Origin of the sequence: Herbaspirillum aquaticum (assembly GCF_002213425.1) — a bacterium.
In the GTDB taxonomy this organism is placed as follows: domain Bacteria; phylum Pseudomonadota; class Gammaproteobacteria; order Burkholderiales; family Burkholderiaceae_D; genus Herbaspirillum; species Herbaspirillum aquaticum.
Genome location: NZ_NJGV01000006.1, coordinates 95,587 through 109,578, shown reverse-complemented (window position 1 = coordinate 109,578; position 13,992 = coordinate 95,587). Strand labels below are relative to the sequence as shown.

Annotated in this window: 11 protein-coding genes; 9 read left to right on the top strand and 2 right to left on the bottom strand. The window is 64.4% G+C overall.

What is annotated here, in order from left to right:
• Positions 1–205 precede the first annotated feature (205 nt).
• The 9 genes from CEJ45_RS25340 (at position 206) to CEJ45_RS07965 (ending at position 10,353) form a co-directional block, all read left to right on the top strand.
• The gene (locus CEJ45_RS25340; protein ID WP_241517301.1) at positions 206–502 is read left to right on the top strand and encodes a hypothetical protein; all 297 of its coding nucleotides are present in this window, start codon (positions 206–208) and stop codon (positions 500–502) included.
• A complete protein-coding gene (locus CEJ45_RS25280; protein ID WP_338152856.1) occupies positions 490–1,842 on the top strand; it encodes a methyl-accepting chemotaxis protein in 1,353 nt (450 codons plus the stop codon). The genes CEJ45_RS25340 and CEJ45_RS25280 overlap by 13 nt, the downstream gene beginning before the upstream one ends.
• A gap of 210 nt (positions 1,843–2,052) precedes the next feature.
• The gene (locus CEJ45_RS07995; protein ID WP_034332131.1) at positions 2,053–2,931 is read left to right on the top strand and encodes an HlyC/CorC family transporter; all 879 of its coding nucleotides are present in this window, start codon (positions 2,053–2,055) and stop codon (positions 2,929–2,931) included.
• A 28-nt stretch (positions 2,932–2,959) separates the two neighbouring features.
• On the top strand, positions 2,960–4,585 hold the full coding sequence (lnt, locus tag CEJ45_RS07990) for an apolipoprotein N-acyltransferase (protein ID WP_088754635.1): 1,626 nt from the start codon (positions 2,960–2,962) through the stop codon (positions 4,583–4,585).
• Between the two features lie 120 nt (positions 4,586–4,705).
• Positions 4,706–5,623 (top strand): glycine--tRNA ligase subunit alpha, encoded by a 918-nt coding sequence (gene glyQ / locus CEJ45_RS07985; RefSeq protein WP_039790129.1) that lies wholly within the window; start codon positions 4,706–4,708, stop codon positions 5,621–5,623.
• Between the two features lie 74 nt (positions 5,624–5,697).
• Positions 5,698–7,818 carry a glycine--tRNA ligase subunit beta gene (gene glyS, locus CEJ45_RS07980; RefSeq protein WP_088754634.1) on the top strand — a complete coding sequence of 707 codons (2,121 nt, stop codon included), beginning with the start codon at positions 5,698–5,700 and terminating at the stop codon, positions 7,816–7,818.
• Between the two features lie 91 nt (positions 7,819–7,909).
• Positions 7,910–8,467, top strand: coding sequence for a D-glycero-beta-D-manno-heptose 1,7-bisphosphate 7-phosphatase (gene gmhB, locus CEJ45_RS07975; RefSeq protein ID WP_088754633.1), 558 nt, complete (start codon positions 7,910–7,912; stop codon positions 8,465–8,467).
• Positions 8,468–8,522: 55 nt separating this feature from the next.
• The gene (locus CEJ45_RS07970; RefSeq protein WP_008325691.1) at positions 8,523–9,308 is read left to right on the top strand and encodes a lysophospholipid acyltransferase family protein; all 786 of its coding nucleotides are present in this window, start codon (positions 8,523–8,525) and stop codon (positions 9,306–9,308) included.
• Positions 9,309–9,360: 52 nt separating this feature from the next.
• Positions 9,361–10,353, top strand: coding sequence for a M48 family metallopeptidase (locus CEJ45_RS07965; protein ID WP_088754632.1), 993 nt, complete (start codon positions 9,361–9,363; stop codon positions 10,351–10,353).
• A 25-nt stretch (positions 10,354–10,378) separates the two neighbouring features.
• Here the strand turns inward: CEJ45_RS07965 and CEJ45_RS07960 are convergent, their stop codons facing one another.
• Both CEJ45_RS07960 and CEJ45_RS07955 read right to left on the bottom strand, forming a co-directional pair.
• Positions 10,379–12,502, bottom strand: coding sequence for a TonB-dependent receptor (locus CEJ45_RS07960; RefSeq protein WP_088754631.1), 2,124 nt, complete (start codon positions 12,500–12,502; stop codon positions 10,379–10,381).
• A gap of 203 nt (positions 12,503–12,705) precedes the next feature.
• The gene (locus CEJ45_RS07955) at positions 12,706–13,989 is read right to left on the bottom strand and encodes a chloride channel protein (RefSeq protein ID WP_088754630.1); all 1,284 of its coding nucleotides are present in this window, start codon (positions 13,987–13,989) and stop codon (positions 12,706–12,708) included.
• Positions 13,990–13,992: the final 3 nt, after the last annotated feature.

Sequence of the window (13,992 nt, the reverse complement as noted above, 5' to 3'; positions counted from 1 at the left end):
GAAGCCGTTGCCGGTTTATCACGCCAAAAAGTAATCAGTTTTTCCGATGCGATCATCGATTTTTTCGCTTTCATGATGGAGTGACAATTTACTCGTGAATTTTCCCTGAGTTTTAACTAGGCAATTCAGGAAAAGCCCGATGGGACGCGGACTCCGGCTGAACGAGAATGCTTACACACAAATTAAACCCATCGGGGAGGATGTCATGAAGAACCTGAAGATCGGCCATCGTCTTGGCCTTGGCTTTGCCGCCGTACTGGTCCTGCTGGTGGCGGTGGCCACCTTCGGCCTGCAGCAAGTCTCGCGCCTGAATGATCGTATCGTCTTCCTGACCTCCATCGATGAGGGCAAGCTCGAAGCGCTTTCCAAAGTGCAATTCGCCGTCGGCCTGCGCGCCATTGCAGCACGCAACCGTTGGTCAGTGGGACCGCCGAACAGAAAGGCGATGTCGACCTGGTCGGCAGCGCCCAGAAAGAGATCGAATCCGGCATGGCCGAACTGACCCGCCTGATGCAGGACCCGGCGACCACGCCGCAAGAGCGCGAGATGCTGGAGCAACTGCGCAAGCTGGAAGCGCAATACCTGCCGGTGGCCGTCAATATCGTCAAGCTGGCGACCTCGCAACAGACTGATGCGGCCCGCGCCTCGCTGGTCAAGGATTGCATGCCCATTCTCAAGCAGGTGATTTCCCACGTGGAGCAATTCAACAAGCTGCTGCGCAAGAATTCCGCGGCCAATGTGGACGCTGCCGAAGCCGCCTACGCCATGGCCAAGTGGACCATGATGGGGGCCAGCCTCGCAGCCCTGGCCTTGGGCGGCCTGATCGCCTGGCTGCTGACCCGCTCGATCTCCCGTCCCCTGGCCCAGGCCGTGAGCGTGGCGCAGAGCGTGCAATCGGGCGACCTGGGCAGCCGCATCGAAGTCACCAGCAAGGATGAGCTGGGCCAGCTGATGGCCGCACTCAAGGGCATGAATGACAGCCTGGTGGCCATCGTCGGTGAAGTCCGCCAAGGGACCGATACCATCGCCGTGGCTTCCGATGAAATCAAGCGCGGCAACATGGATCTGTCCCACCGCACCGAGCAGCAAGCCGGTTCGCTCCAGGAAACCGCCTCGGCGATGGAGCAGCTCACTGCCACCGTCAAGCAGACCTCCGACAATGCCCGCGAAGCCAAGCGCCTGGCCGACAACGCATCGGACGTCGCCAGCAAGGGCGGCGCGGCCGTCGGCCGCGTGGTGGAAACCATGCACGCCATCAGCACCTCTTCGCACAAGATCGTGGACATCATCAGCGTGATCGACGGCATCGCTTTCCAGACCAACATCCTGGCCCTGAACGCTGCAGTGGAGGCGGCCCGTGCCGGTGAGCAGGGACGCGGCTTTGCGGTGGTCGCTTCGGAAGTGCGCTCGCTGGCCCAGCGCTCGGCTGTTGCCGCCAAGGAAATCGAGGCGCTCATCAATGAATCGGTCGCCAAGGTCGCCACCGGCGAGAAGCAGGTCAGCGAAGCCGGCTCGACCATGGATGAGGTGGTCAAGAGCATCCAGAGCGTGACCCACATCGTGCAGGACATCAGCGCCGCCAGCGCCGAGCAGACCGCCGGCCTGGAACAGATCAACAATGCCGTGGCCCGGATCGATGAGACCACCCAGCAGAACGCCGCCCTGGTGGAAAAGGCTGCCGCGGCCGCCGCGTCCATGCAGCAACAGAGCGTGGCGCTGACCGATGTGGTGAGCATCTTCAAGCTCACGGCCGAGCAGGCTGGCCCGACCGCAGTGCGCGCCCAGCAGGCTGCCGTGCACTATTCCCAGGATGCGGAGATGCCGGCGCTGAGCTACGCCTGAGCAGCAGACAGCAGATTTTTCCCTGAGGGTGTATTTGCCGGCATCGTGAATGCCGGCTTTTTTTTGCATGCAGCAGCGGCAACGCGACATAGTGACTTCCAGCAGGCAAGCGGGGCGGCAGGCCGCTGTGGCGGGCCCTTTAGTGGACTTGTCACATAATTGTTGTATCCTATGGCTCTTCGAAACTACGTCGGGCTCGCGCCTAACGCCATGCAAGATCACCCTAGTAGCGTCAAGTCTGACGCTAAACCCCATCGTTCCCTGTTTGAACGACTCACCGCACTGATTTCCCCCGAGCCCGAGAACCGGGCAGAACTGCTCGAAGTGTTGCACGACGCGCACGAGCGCAATCTCATCGACGCCGATGCGCTGTCGATGATCGAAGGCGTGTTCCAGGTCTCCGACCTGGCGGTGCGCGACATCATGGTGCCGCGCTCGCAGATGGACACCATCGACATTTCCAAGCCGATCGAAACCTGGATGCCGGAAGTACTGGCCACCTCCCACTCGCGCTTCCCCGCCGTGGATGGCGAGCGCGACAAGGTCATCGGCATCCTGCTGGCCAAGGACCTGCTGCGTTACTACGCCGAGGAATCCTTCGACGTGCGCGACATGCTGCGTCCGGCCATCTTCATTCCCGAATCCAAGCGCTTGAACGTGCTGCTGCGCGACTTCCGCGCCAACCGCAACCACATGGCCGTGGTGGTGGACGAATACGGCGGCGTGGCCGGCTTGATCACCATCGAGGATGTGCTGGAACAGATCGTCGGCGACATCGAGGACGAATACGATTTCGATGAAGCCGAAGACAATGTGCTGGCCCTGAAGGATGGCCCGCACGGTGCGCGCTGGCGCGTGAAAGCCCTGACCGAGATCGAGCAGTTCAACGCCGAAGTGGGCAGCCGCTTCTCCGACGAAGACGCCGACACCATCGGCGGACTGGTCGCCAATCACGTGGGCCGCGTGCCGCGCAAGGGCGATGAATTCGACATCGACGGCCTGCACTTCGAAGTGCTGCGCGCCGATGCGCGCCAGGTGCATGTGCTGCTGGTGTCCAAGCTGCCGCCGGCACCGCTGGACGACGAGTGAATCGCCTGACCTGCCTGTCGTTGCAACCGTGACTTCCCCCTCCCCCCAAGACTTGCCGCTGCCGCGCGGCGCCACCGCTGCGCGCGGTCGCCTCGGCACGGCGCTGGCCTTGCTGCTGCCGGTGGCCGCAGGTGCGATCAACGTCTTCGCCTTCGCCCCGTTCAAGCTGTGGCCCTTGCAGGTCCTGGCCCTGGCCTGGCTGTTCCATGGCGTGCTGGCGCAACCGCAAGCTTCTACCGGCCGCCACTTCGTGCGCGGCTGGCTGTACGGTTTCGGCTGGGCGGCAGCGGGGGTGCACTGGCTCTACATCAGCATGCACGACTACGGTGGCATGCCGGGCTGGATGGCCGCACTGGCGGTGGGCTTGCTGGCGCTCTACCTGGGTCTGTATGCCGGGGCTGCCACGGCGTTCGCAGGCTGGCTGCGCCATCGCTGGTCGTCCTCGCCGCTGGTGCTGGCGCTGTTCATGCTGCCGGCGCTGTGGGCGCTGTCGGAATGGGCGCGCGGCTGGGTCTTCACGGGATTCCCCTGGCTGATCTCTGGCTATGCGCATACGGTTGGCCCGCTGGCAGGATTCGCACCGGTGGGCGGCGTCTATTTCGTCGGCTGGATCGCGGCGCTCATCGCAGGCAGCCTGGCGCTGCTGTGGATGGGCCTCGTACGCAAGGGGGTGGCCGGTACCGGCCAGCGCATCGTGCTGCCGCTGTGTGCCGCGGCCCTGCTGTGCGCGGGTGGTGTGGCCTTGCGGCTGGTGCACTGGACCACGCCCCAAGGCCAGCCGATCACGGTGCGCCTGCTGCAGGGGAACATCCCGCAGGAAATGAAATTCTCCAACGATGCGCTGGTCTCCACGCTGGGCATGTATGAACAGATGATCAGCGCCGCCCCGGCCGACCTGATCGCCACCCCGGAAACCGCCATCCCGCTGCTGCCGCAGCAATTGCCGCCGGATTACCTGGAGCGCATCGCCCGCTTCGCGCAAAACAGCGGCAGCCATCTGGCGCTGGGCATTCCGCTCTCCGATGGTCCGCAACTGTATGCCAATTCGGTGCTGGGCTTCGGCCCCGGAGTGGGCTCGGCCTTGATGCCCTACCGCTACGACAAGCACCACCTGGTGCCCTTTGGTGAATTCATTCCGCCGGGCTTCCGCTGGTTCGTCGACCTGATGCACATCCCGCTGGGCGACATGACGCGCGGCGCGCCGGTGCAGTCGCCCTTCGGGGTGAAGGACCAGTGGGTGCTGCCCAACATCTGCTACGAAGATCTGTTTGGCGAAGAAATCGCCGGCCAGTTGCGTGATGCCTACCGCGCCGGCCAGCCGCAGGCCAGCCTGTTGCTGAACCTGTCCAACATCGCCTGGTTCGGCAATTCGATCGCCCTGCCCCAGCACCTGCAGATCTCGCAGATGCGTACGCTGGAAACCGGCCGCCCGATGCTGCGCGCGACCAACACCGGGGCCACTGCCGTGATCCTGCCGGGCGGCGCGGTCAGCGAGCTGCCGCCCTACACGCGCGGCGTGCTCTCCGGCCAGGTGCAGGGCTATGGCGGCCAGACCCCCTACATTCTGCTGGGCAACAAGCTCATCGTCGGGCTGGCGCTGCTGATGCTGCTGTTGGCCTGGGGCCGCAACAAGGCCGCGCGCATCCGCCACTGATCTCCCATGCCAGGGGCCGGCAGTGCCGCGCCCTGGCAAAACCGGGTCAAACGCCCCAAAAGGCGCTAAAATCCAAGGTTTTCGCAATTCCTCCGCCGGTTCGCCAGGCCACCACACACGATGCTGACATTTCAACAAATCATCCTCAAGTTGCAAGAATATTGGGACGCCCAAGGCTGCGCACTGCTGCAGCCCTACGACATGGAAGTCGGCGCCGGCACTTCGCACACGGCAACCTTCCTGCGCGCGATCGGCCCGGAACCGTGGCGCGCCGCCTACGTCCAGCCCTCGCGCCGCCCCAAGGATGGCCGCTACGGCGAAAACCCCAACCGCATGCAGCACTACTACCAGTACCAGGTGGTCCTCAAGCCGGCGCCGGAAAACATCCTGGACCTGTACCTGGGCTCGCTGGAAGCGCTGGGACTGGACCTGAAGCAAAACGACGTGCGCTTCGTCGAGGATGACTGGGAAAACCCCACCCTGGGCGCCTGGGGCCTGGGTTGGGAAGTCTGGCTCAATGGCATGGAAGTGACGCAATTCACCTACTTCCAGCAGGTCGGCGGCCTCGACTGCAAGCCGGTGCTGGGAGAAATCACCTACGGCATCGAGCGCCTGGCGATGTACCTGCAGGGCGTGGAAAACGTCTACGACCTGGTCTGGACCGAATGGACCGAGAACGGTGTCAAGAAGCACCTGACCTATGGCGACGTGTTCCACCAGAATGAAGTGGAACAATCCACCTTCAACTTCGAGTACTCGAACACCGACTTCCTGTTCTCGCTGTTCACCAACTACGAAGCCGAAGCCAAGCGCCTGATGGAAGTGCCGCTGGCCCTGCCGGCCTACGAGCAGGTGCTCAAGGCCGCCCACACCTTCAACATGCTCGACGCCCGTGGCGCCATCTCGGTCACCGAGCGCGCCGCCTACATCGGCCGCATCCGCAATCTTTCGCGGGCGGTGGCGCAGGCCTACTTCGAATCGCGCGAGCGCCTGGGCTTCCCGATGCTGGGCCAGGCACCGGCACAAGCTGCCGCCTGAGCCGCAGCGACATGACATGATGCGGCGCCGGTTGACTTGACCGGCGTCCCGAGCAAGACAGCAAGACAGACAACATGAACCAGACACTCCTCGTAGAACTCGTCACCGAAGAACTCCCGCCGAAGGCGCTGGCCAAACTGGGCGATGCGTTCGCCAACGGCATCTTCAATGGCCTGCAAAGCCGCGGCTATCTCGATACCGGCGCTGCCGCCACTGCCTATGCGACCCCGCGTCGCCTGGCCGTCTCCATCACCCAAGTGCGCGCCGCCTCGCCGGACAAATCGATCCGCGAAAAGGTGCTGCCGGTGGCCGTCGCACTGGACGCCGAAGGCCGCCCGTCGGCACCACTGGTGAAGAAGCTGGCGGCACTGGCCGCCTCCACCGGTGCCACCGTCATTACCCCGGACCAGCTGGAACGCGCCCAGGATGGCAAGGCCGAGAGCTTCTTCTACACCTACACCGCCAAGGGTTCGGCCCTGGCCGTGGGCCTGCAGGCTGCGCTCGACGAGAGCCTGTCCAAGCTGCCCATCCCCAAGGTCATGAGCTACCAGCGCCAGTTCGGCCGCGCCGCCGGTGAGACCGTGCACTTCGTGCGTCCGGCCCACTACCTGGTGGCGCTGCTGGGCAACGACGTGGTGCCGATCAATACGCTGGGCCTGGATGCCGGCCGTACCACCCTGGGCCATCGCTTCCTGTCCTCGGGCGCGCAGCAGATCGCCTCGCCCGATGCCTATGTCGAGGCACTGGCCACGCAGGGCAAGGTCATCGCCAGCTTCACCGAGCGCCGCGAAAAGATCCGCACTGCGCTGCTGGCCAAGGCCGGTGGCGATCAAGTGCTGATGCCGGAATCGCTGCTGGACGAAGTCACTGCACTGGTGGAATGGCCGGTGGTCTATGAATGCAAGTTCGAGGATGAATTCCTGGCTGTGCCGCAGGAATGCCTGATCCTGACCATGCAGACCAACCAGAAATATTTCGCGCTGACCGACGCCGATGGCCGCCTGCGTTCGCGCTTCCTGATCGTCTCCAACCTGGAGACCGATCGCCCCGAACACATCATCGGCGGCAACGAGCGCGTGGTGCGTCCGCGCCTGTCGGATGCCAAGTTCTTCTTCGAGCAGGACAAGAAAAAATCCCTGGCCGATCGCGTGCCGCAACTGGCCAACGTGGTCTACCACAACAAGCTGGGCAACCAGCTGCAGCGCACCGAGCGCGTGCAGGCACTGGCCGGCAAGATCGCCAGCCTGCTGGGCGGCGACGTCAAGCTGGCCGAACGCGGCGCACTGCTGGCCAAGGCCGACCTGCTGACCGACATGGTCGGTGAATTCCCCGAGCTGCAAGGCATCATGGGCACGTACTACGCGCGTCATGATGGCGAGCCGGACGAAGTGGCACTGGCCGCCTCCGAACATTACCAGCCGCGCTTTGCCGGCGATGCCCTGCCGTCCACAGCCACCGGCACCGCCGTGGCCCTGGCCGACAAGCTGGAAACCCTGGTCGGCATCTGGGGCATCGGCCTGCAGCCCACCGGCGACAAGGACCCGTTCGCCCTGCGCCGCCATGCCTTGGGCGTGCTGCGCATGCTGGTCGAAAAGCGCCTGCCGCTGTCGCTGGCCGCCTTGCTGGACGCCGCCGCGGAACTGTTCGCCGGCAACGCCAATTTCAAGGACCCGCGCGCTGATGTGCAGGCCTTCATCTACGACCGCCTGCGCGGCCTGCTGCGCGAGCGCGGCTTTGCGCAGAACGAAGTCGAAGCCGTGGTGGCCCAGCAGCCCGACGTGCTGGACAACGTGGTGGAACGCCTGCAAGCCGTGCAAGCCTTCGCCGCCTTGCCGGAAGCCGAGGCCCTGGCCGCCGCCAACAAGCGCATCACCAACATCCTGAAGAAGATCGAAGGCGTGGCCATCGATGCCCACGGTGCCGTGCAGGAAAGCCTGTTGCAGGAAGCCGCCGAGCAGGGCCTGTTCGCGGCCATGCAGACCACGCGCCCGCAGGTGCAGGCGGCCTATGCAGCGGGTGACTTCGCCGGCGCGCTCAAGGCCCTGGCGCAGCTGCGCCAAAACGTCGATGCCTTCTTCAACGACGTGATGGTCAATGCCGAGGATGAGCAGCTGCGCAAGAACCGCCAGGCCCTGCTGGCATCGCTGCATGGCATGCTCAACCAGGTGGCCGACATTTCCAAGCTGGCGGCGTAATCCATCCCGCTACCGGCTGTCGCACACGCAACACCGATCCGCCGCGCACGGGCTTGTCCTGGCGCGGCGGTATTCATGAAGGAAAGCAGGAATGAAACTGATCATTCTCGACCGCGATGGCGTCATCAACCACGATTCCGATGCCTTCATCAAGTCGCCCGACGAGTGGATCCCCATCAAGGGTTCGCTGGAAGCCATCGCGCGCCTGAACCAGGCCGGCTATCGCGTGGTGGTGGCCACCAACCAGTCCGGCGTGGCGCGCGGCTTGTTCGACATCAAGACCCTCAACGCCATCCACCAGAAGATGCACAATGCGGCCCAGCAAGCCGGTGCCGATATCGATGCGGTGTTCTTCTGCCCGCACTCGGCCGATGACAATTGCGATTGCCGCAAGCCCAAGCCGGGCATGTTCCACGAGATCGCCAAGCGCTTCAACATCAGCCTGCGCGGTGGCGTGGCGACCGTGGGCGATTCGCTGCGCGACCTGCAGGCCGGCTATGTGGCCGGCTGTGCGCCCTACCTGGTGCTGACCGGCAAGGGCGAGAAGACCCAGGCCAAGGGCGGCTTGCCGCCGGGTACGCTGGTTTTCCCGGATTTGTCGGCGGTGGTTGATTTCATTCTGAAGTCGCCCGTCGGTGTCTCGGTATAGTGCCGTCACTGCGACCGCGCAGCCAACCCCATTCATTACAACAACATGCTTCGGCATGGGAGAAACGATTTTGCGCCTTGTCCTGATTCTGCGTTCGGTGGTCTTCATGGTCCTGATGGCCGTGGCCACCATCATCTGGTCCTTCGCCTGCCTGCTGTCGGCCCCCTTCCCTTACGCCCAGCGCTACTGGTGGACGTCACGCTGGAACGTCTTCGTGATCTGGACCGCGCGCGTCATCTGCGGCATCCGCTACGAAATGCGCGGCACCGAGAACCTGCCTGATGCGCCGGTGATCCTGCTCTCCAAGCACCAGTCGGCCTGGGAAACCATCTTCTACGTCATCAACATGCCGCGGCCGCTGGTGTTCGTGTTCAAGAAGGAGCTGACCTACATCCCCTTCTTCGGCTGGGGCATCGGGCTCTTGCGCATGATTCCGATCGATCGCAAGAAAGGCCGCGACGCCTTTGCGCAGGTGCTGGAACATGGCCGCCGCCGTCTGCGCGATGGCCAGTGGATCGTGATGTTCCCGGAAGGCACGCGCACCCCCGTGGGCTCGCAGGGCAAGTACAAGGCCGGTGGTTCGCGCCTGGCCGTGGAAACCAATACGCTGGTGGTGCCGGTGGCGGTGAACTCGGGCGAGTGCTGGCCCAAGGGCAGCTTCGTCAAGAAGCCGGGTGTCATCACGGTCTCGATCGGCAAGCCGATTTCGCCGGAAGGATTGAATCCCCAGGAGTTGAACGAGCGCGTCGAAAATTGGATAGAATCCGAGATGCGCGTGATTTCGCCGGACGTCTACAAAAACAGCGCGCCCCGGCCGGCCGCCTCGACTGCATCGCAGTAATGCCGCGCGGCCAACTCCTTAGCCAACAGCAACACAGGACGCCGCGACTGCCTTGATACTGCTCCGCAAACCCAAACCCAATCCCGACCAGCTCTCGCTGCAACTGGATTTGTTTGGCGCGCCCGCCGCTGCCCCGGCAGCGGCGCCCGTCGATCCGGGCCCGGCGCTTCCCTCGCCGACGGTGCAACCACCGCTCATCGTGACACCGCATCCGGTCGTCCATGCGGCACCGCTGCCGCCGCCCCTGATTGCCGAACCGCCCGCACCACCCTCACCTCCCAGCCCGCTGCTGGCCCCGCCGACCACGGCCCGTCCGGCCGACGGCAAGCGCCGCATCCAGCTGGGCGAGCACACCATCGATTTCGCGCTGCTGCGTTCCAAGCGCCGCACCATCGGTTTCCTGGTCAGTGATGAAGGCCTGCGTGTGACCGCGCCCAAGTGGGTCACCTTGGCCGAGCTCGACAACGCCATCCGCGAGAAGCAGCGCTGGATCCTGACCAAACTCAACGAGCGCCGCGAGCGTTCGGCGCGCCGCCTGCAACCGCAGATGCAATGGCGCGATGGCGCCACCCTGCCCTATCTGGGCGCGGACATCACGCTGCGCATCCGCACCGGCCAGCGCCAGGCGGTGTTGCTCGACGAAGTCACGCGCGAACTCAACATCAGCCTGCCGGCCGACGCCGGCGAGCAGCAATTGAAGGACCGCGTGCAGGGATGGATACAGGCGCGCGCCGAAGAACTGTTCGGCAAGCGGCTCATGATCTATGCCGAGAAGCTGGGCGTGCAATATCGTTCCTACGCACTGTCCTCGGCCACCACGCAATGGGGCTCCTGCACGTCGGATGCGCGCATCCGCCTGAACTGGCGGCTGATGCATTTCGCCCTGCCGCTGATCGATTACGTGATCGCGCACGAGCTGGCGCACCTGCGCGAGATGAACCACAGCCCACGCTTCTGGGCCACGGTGCAATCGATCTTCCCCGAATTCGAGTCGGCCAAGAAGGCCTTGCGCGATAGCGCTCCCGAGACCCTGCCGATCTTCTGAACGGCCGGGCCCTGCCCTCGCTCACTCAGAAGCGCACATTCACGCCCACGTCCAGCGAGCGCCCGTAGCCCGGCAAGGCTTGCAGGCTGCCGCTCTTGGCCTTGGCCAATCCCGACAGGTAGACCCCGCCCAGCGCATCGGCGTAGTTGCGATTGAACAGGTTGCTGATGCCTGCACTGACACTGATGGCCTGGTTGAACTGATAGCTGCTGCGCAGGTTGAAGACGGTATAGCTGGCGGTGACCGGCTCCAGGCGACTGCTGTCCACCAGCGTCTTGCGTGCGACGTAATTGACTTCCGCACGATGGGTCCACGCGCCCTGCTGCTGCTCCAGCGCGGCCAGCACATTGAAGGGCATCATGTGATACAGGTTGCCGCCATCGACACGCTTGCCGCGCGTGAGGCCGGCCTTGCCGGTGAAGGCGATGTCCCCCAGCCCGGCGGTCCGCAACAGCGGCCACTTCCACGAGGCGTTGATGCCATACAGGCGGGCATCGTGATTGGCGAATTGCAGCAGCGCACCCGAGGCGGTGCTGACGCTGTAGGGATTGAAGCGGCCGATGACATCGGCATCGATGTAGTTCTCGACGTAGCTGAAATACGGCGTCAGCTTGAAGAACCAGCGTGGCTCGTTGCCCTCCTTGTCTGCCGCATGCCAGTCAGCGGTGGCCGAGAGCGTATGCGCCACTTCCGGCTTGAGATCGAGGTTGCCGACATAGCCGTTGCCATCGCCGAACCAGTTGGTCATGGTCATGGCCATGGTGCCGCGGCCCCAGGTGTAGCGCTCGTAAAGATTGGGCGAACGCGTCTTGCGGGCATAGCCGACTTCCCAGGTCTGGCCGGCGTCGGGGGTGAAGCGTGCCAGTGCAGTGAGGTCGATGTTGTTGTCGGTCTTGGCATGGCCGCGTGCATTGAAGGCGTTGGCCGCCGTCAGGTCAGCCATGTTCATCATGTTGGTGCCATAGGATTGCACGTTGCCGGCATCGGTCTTGACCAGCTCGTCGCGCACCCCCACGATCGTGCTCCAGCGTTCATTCAATTTGCCCTCCCACTCCGCGAAGAGGGCGTAGCGATCGCGCTTGCCGTCATTGATGTTCACATAGGTCCGGGGGCCCATCATCATCGAGCCCGGTACGGCCGGCCAGTCGTCATCCAGATGGAAGCTGTGGTACTCGTTGCCCACGCGCAGTACACTGCTGCCCTCGGGGGCGAGATCGATATCGGCCCGCAGCGTGTAGCCGATGTCACGGCCCCGCGTCTGCATGGGCATGGTACCGGTGCGCTCGGCACTGAAGAATCCCATCTCATGCCCGGTGCGCTGCCAGTACACGCGGCCCAGCAGCTTGCCCCAGTCGAAGCGGCGCTCATAGCCCAGGTTGGCGAAGGTGGAGCGGTTGCCGGTCATGTCCATGTACTGGTTCGGGAAACCCTGGTAAGGGATGAATTGCTGCCCGGCCTTGAACACCAGTTGCTGTCCGTCGCCGCGCGCGGCCACCGTCACCGCGTGGTTGTTGCTCTCGAACTGGCTGCCCAGGACCTTGTCGCCACGGCCGTTGACGTAGCTCTCGGCCCGCGACTGGCTGGCCACGTAATGGACCGAGAGACTGTCGCTGGCTACCGTCCCCTCCACCGACGCCGACACTTCCGAATTGACGCTGCGTGCAGCCACCGAGAAGCCGCCCTTGGTCAGCAGCGCGCCGGGCTGCGCCGCGAATTGCGGTGCCGGCGACGCCAGTTCGATGGTGCCACCGATGCTGTCGCCACCGACGCTGACCGGCGTAATGCCGGCCATCACGCGCGTCATCCCCACCTGCGCTGGCGGCATGTAGGACATGGGTGCGTTCATCTGGTTGCCGCAGGCGGCGGTGACCTCCATGCCATCGAGGCGAATCTTGAGGCGATCGGCAGCGAAGCCATTGAGGACCGGCAGCGCCGACACACCGCCCGCTGCGGCGCTGGCGTAACCGGGTTGATCGGCCAGCAGCGCAGCGCTGTCGGCGCTGAGCGGAGCGCTTGCAGCGGGCTTGTCGCCGCGTACGGTGACGGTCGGCAAGGGTGCATTGGACGCATCAGGAGTGGTCTGGGCCAGAGCGTGGCCGCAAGCGCTGAAGGCCAGCGCAATGGCGCAGGCACAAGGAGTGAGTTGCATGGAAATCCCCGGGGTTGTCGTTATCGGTCTGCCGGTCTGCGCAGGCAGGTGCAGCGGGCGATTATGGCCAAGCAAAACGACGAGGGAGTGCGACATATTGTCGCGCGCGGCACGACAGAATGACGAAAGCGGCGCGCAAGCGCCCGGGGAGCGGGTGTCGGCGGCTGCGTCAAATTGACGCAGCCTTTCGACGATGTGTAGCGTCAGTGCTTGAGATAGCGTTCGGCCAGCGTCTCGTACAGCGGCGGGGCGAACACCTTGGAGACTGCAGAGGCAATCAGGGCGGTGGCCATCAGCGAGATCACCAGCGCATGGCCGTCGACCATTTCCATCACGATCACGAAGGCGGTGATCGGTGATTGCGTCACGGCCGCAAGGTAGCCCACCATGGCCAGCGCCACCAGCATCGGCAGCGAGGTGCCACCGAAGAGCAGGTGCAACAGGTTGCCGAAGCCGGCGCCGATGGACAGCGAAGGCGCGAAGATGCCGCCCGGCAGGCCCGGCAGGTAGGAGCCGATCATGGAGGCGAACTTGAGGAAGGGATAGAACACCGACAGCCCCTGCCCGTCATTGAGCAGGCCATGCGCCTGTTCGTAGCCGCTGCCGAAGGTGGCTCCGCCGGCGGCCACGCCGATGACCGCGACGATGAAACCGCACAGTGCCGCGAACACCACCGGACGTTCGGCGCGCAACGTCACGACGGGGGCCGGAATCCAGCGCGCAGGATTGAGGATGAGCCAGCAGAAGAGTCCACCGGCCACGCCCATCAGCACCGCGGTCACGATCACGGCGAGGATCAGGCGGCCACTGGTTTCGCCAGGGAAGGCAATCGAGCCGAAGTAGGTGTAGTTGCCATTGATCGACAGCGCCACCAGGCCGGCGAAGATGATGGTGGTGATGACCACGCCGCTGGCGCGCTGTTCAAAGCTGCGCGAGAGTTCCTCGATGGCGAAGACGATGCCGGCCAGCGGTGTATTGAAGGCGGCCGCCAGGCCGGCAGCGGCACCGGCCAGGATCAGGCGGCGTTCCATGTGCTCGTATCCGGCCGGATACAGGCGGCGCAGGTTGACCATGATGGCCGCACCGATCTGCACCGTCGGTCCTTCGCGGCCGATGGTCATGCCGCCGGCGATGGCCACCACCGACAGCACGATCTTGCCGACCAGTACGCGGATCGACAGGAGAACGCTGCTACGTTCAGTGGTATCCCCATGCAGGGTGGCGATGGCCTGCGGGATGCCGCTGCCTTCCGAGCCGGGGAAGTAGCGGCGGGTGAGCCACACGCAGGCGGCACAGACGGCAGGCGTCAGCAGCAGCGGCAGCCAGGGCGACCTGTGCTCGATGCTGCGAAAGACGCCGAATCCGATCTCGATGGCCTGTGCGTAAAGCACCGCGACCAGGCCGACGATGATGGCGCCGCTCCAGAGGATGCCGTATTCGACCCACAGCCGGCGCAGGTGACTTTTGGAGAGTTGATAGAGGCTCAATTG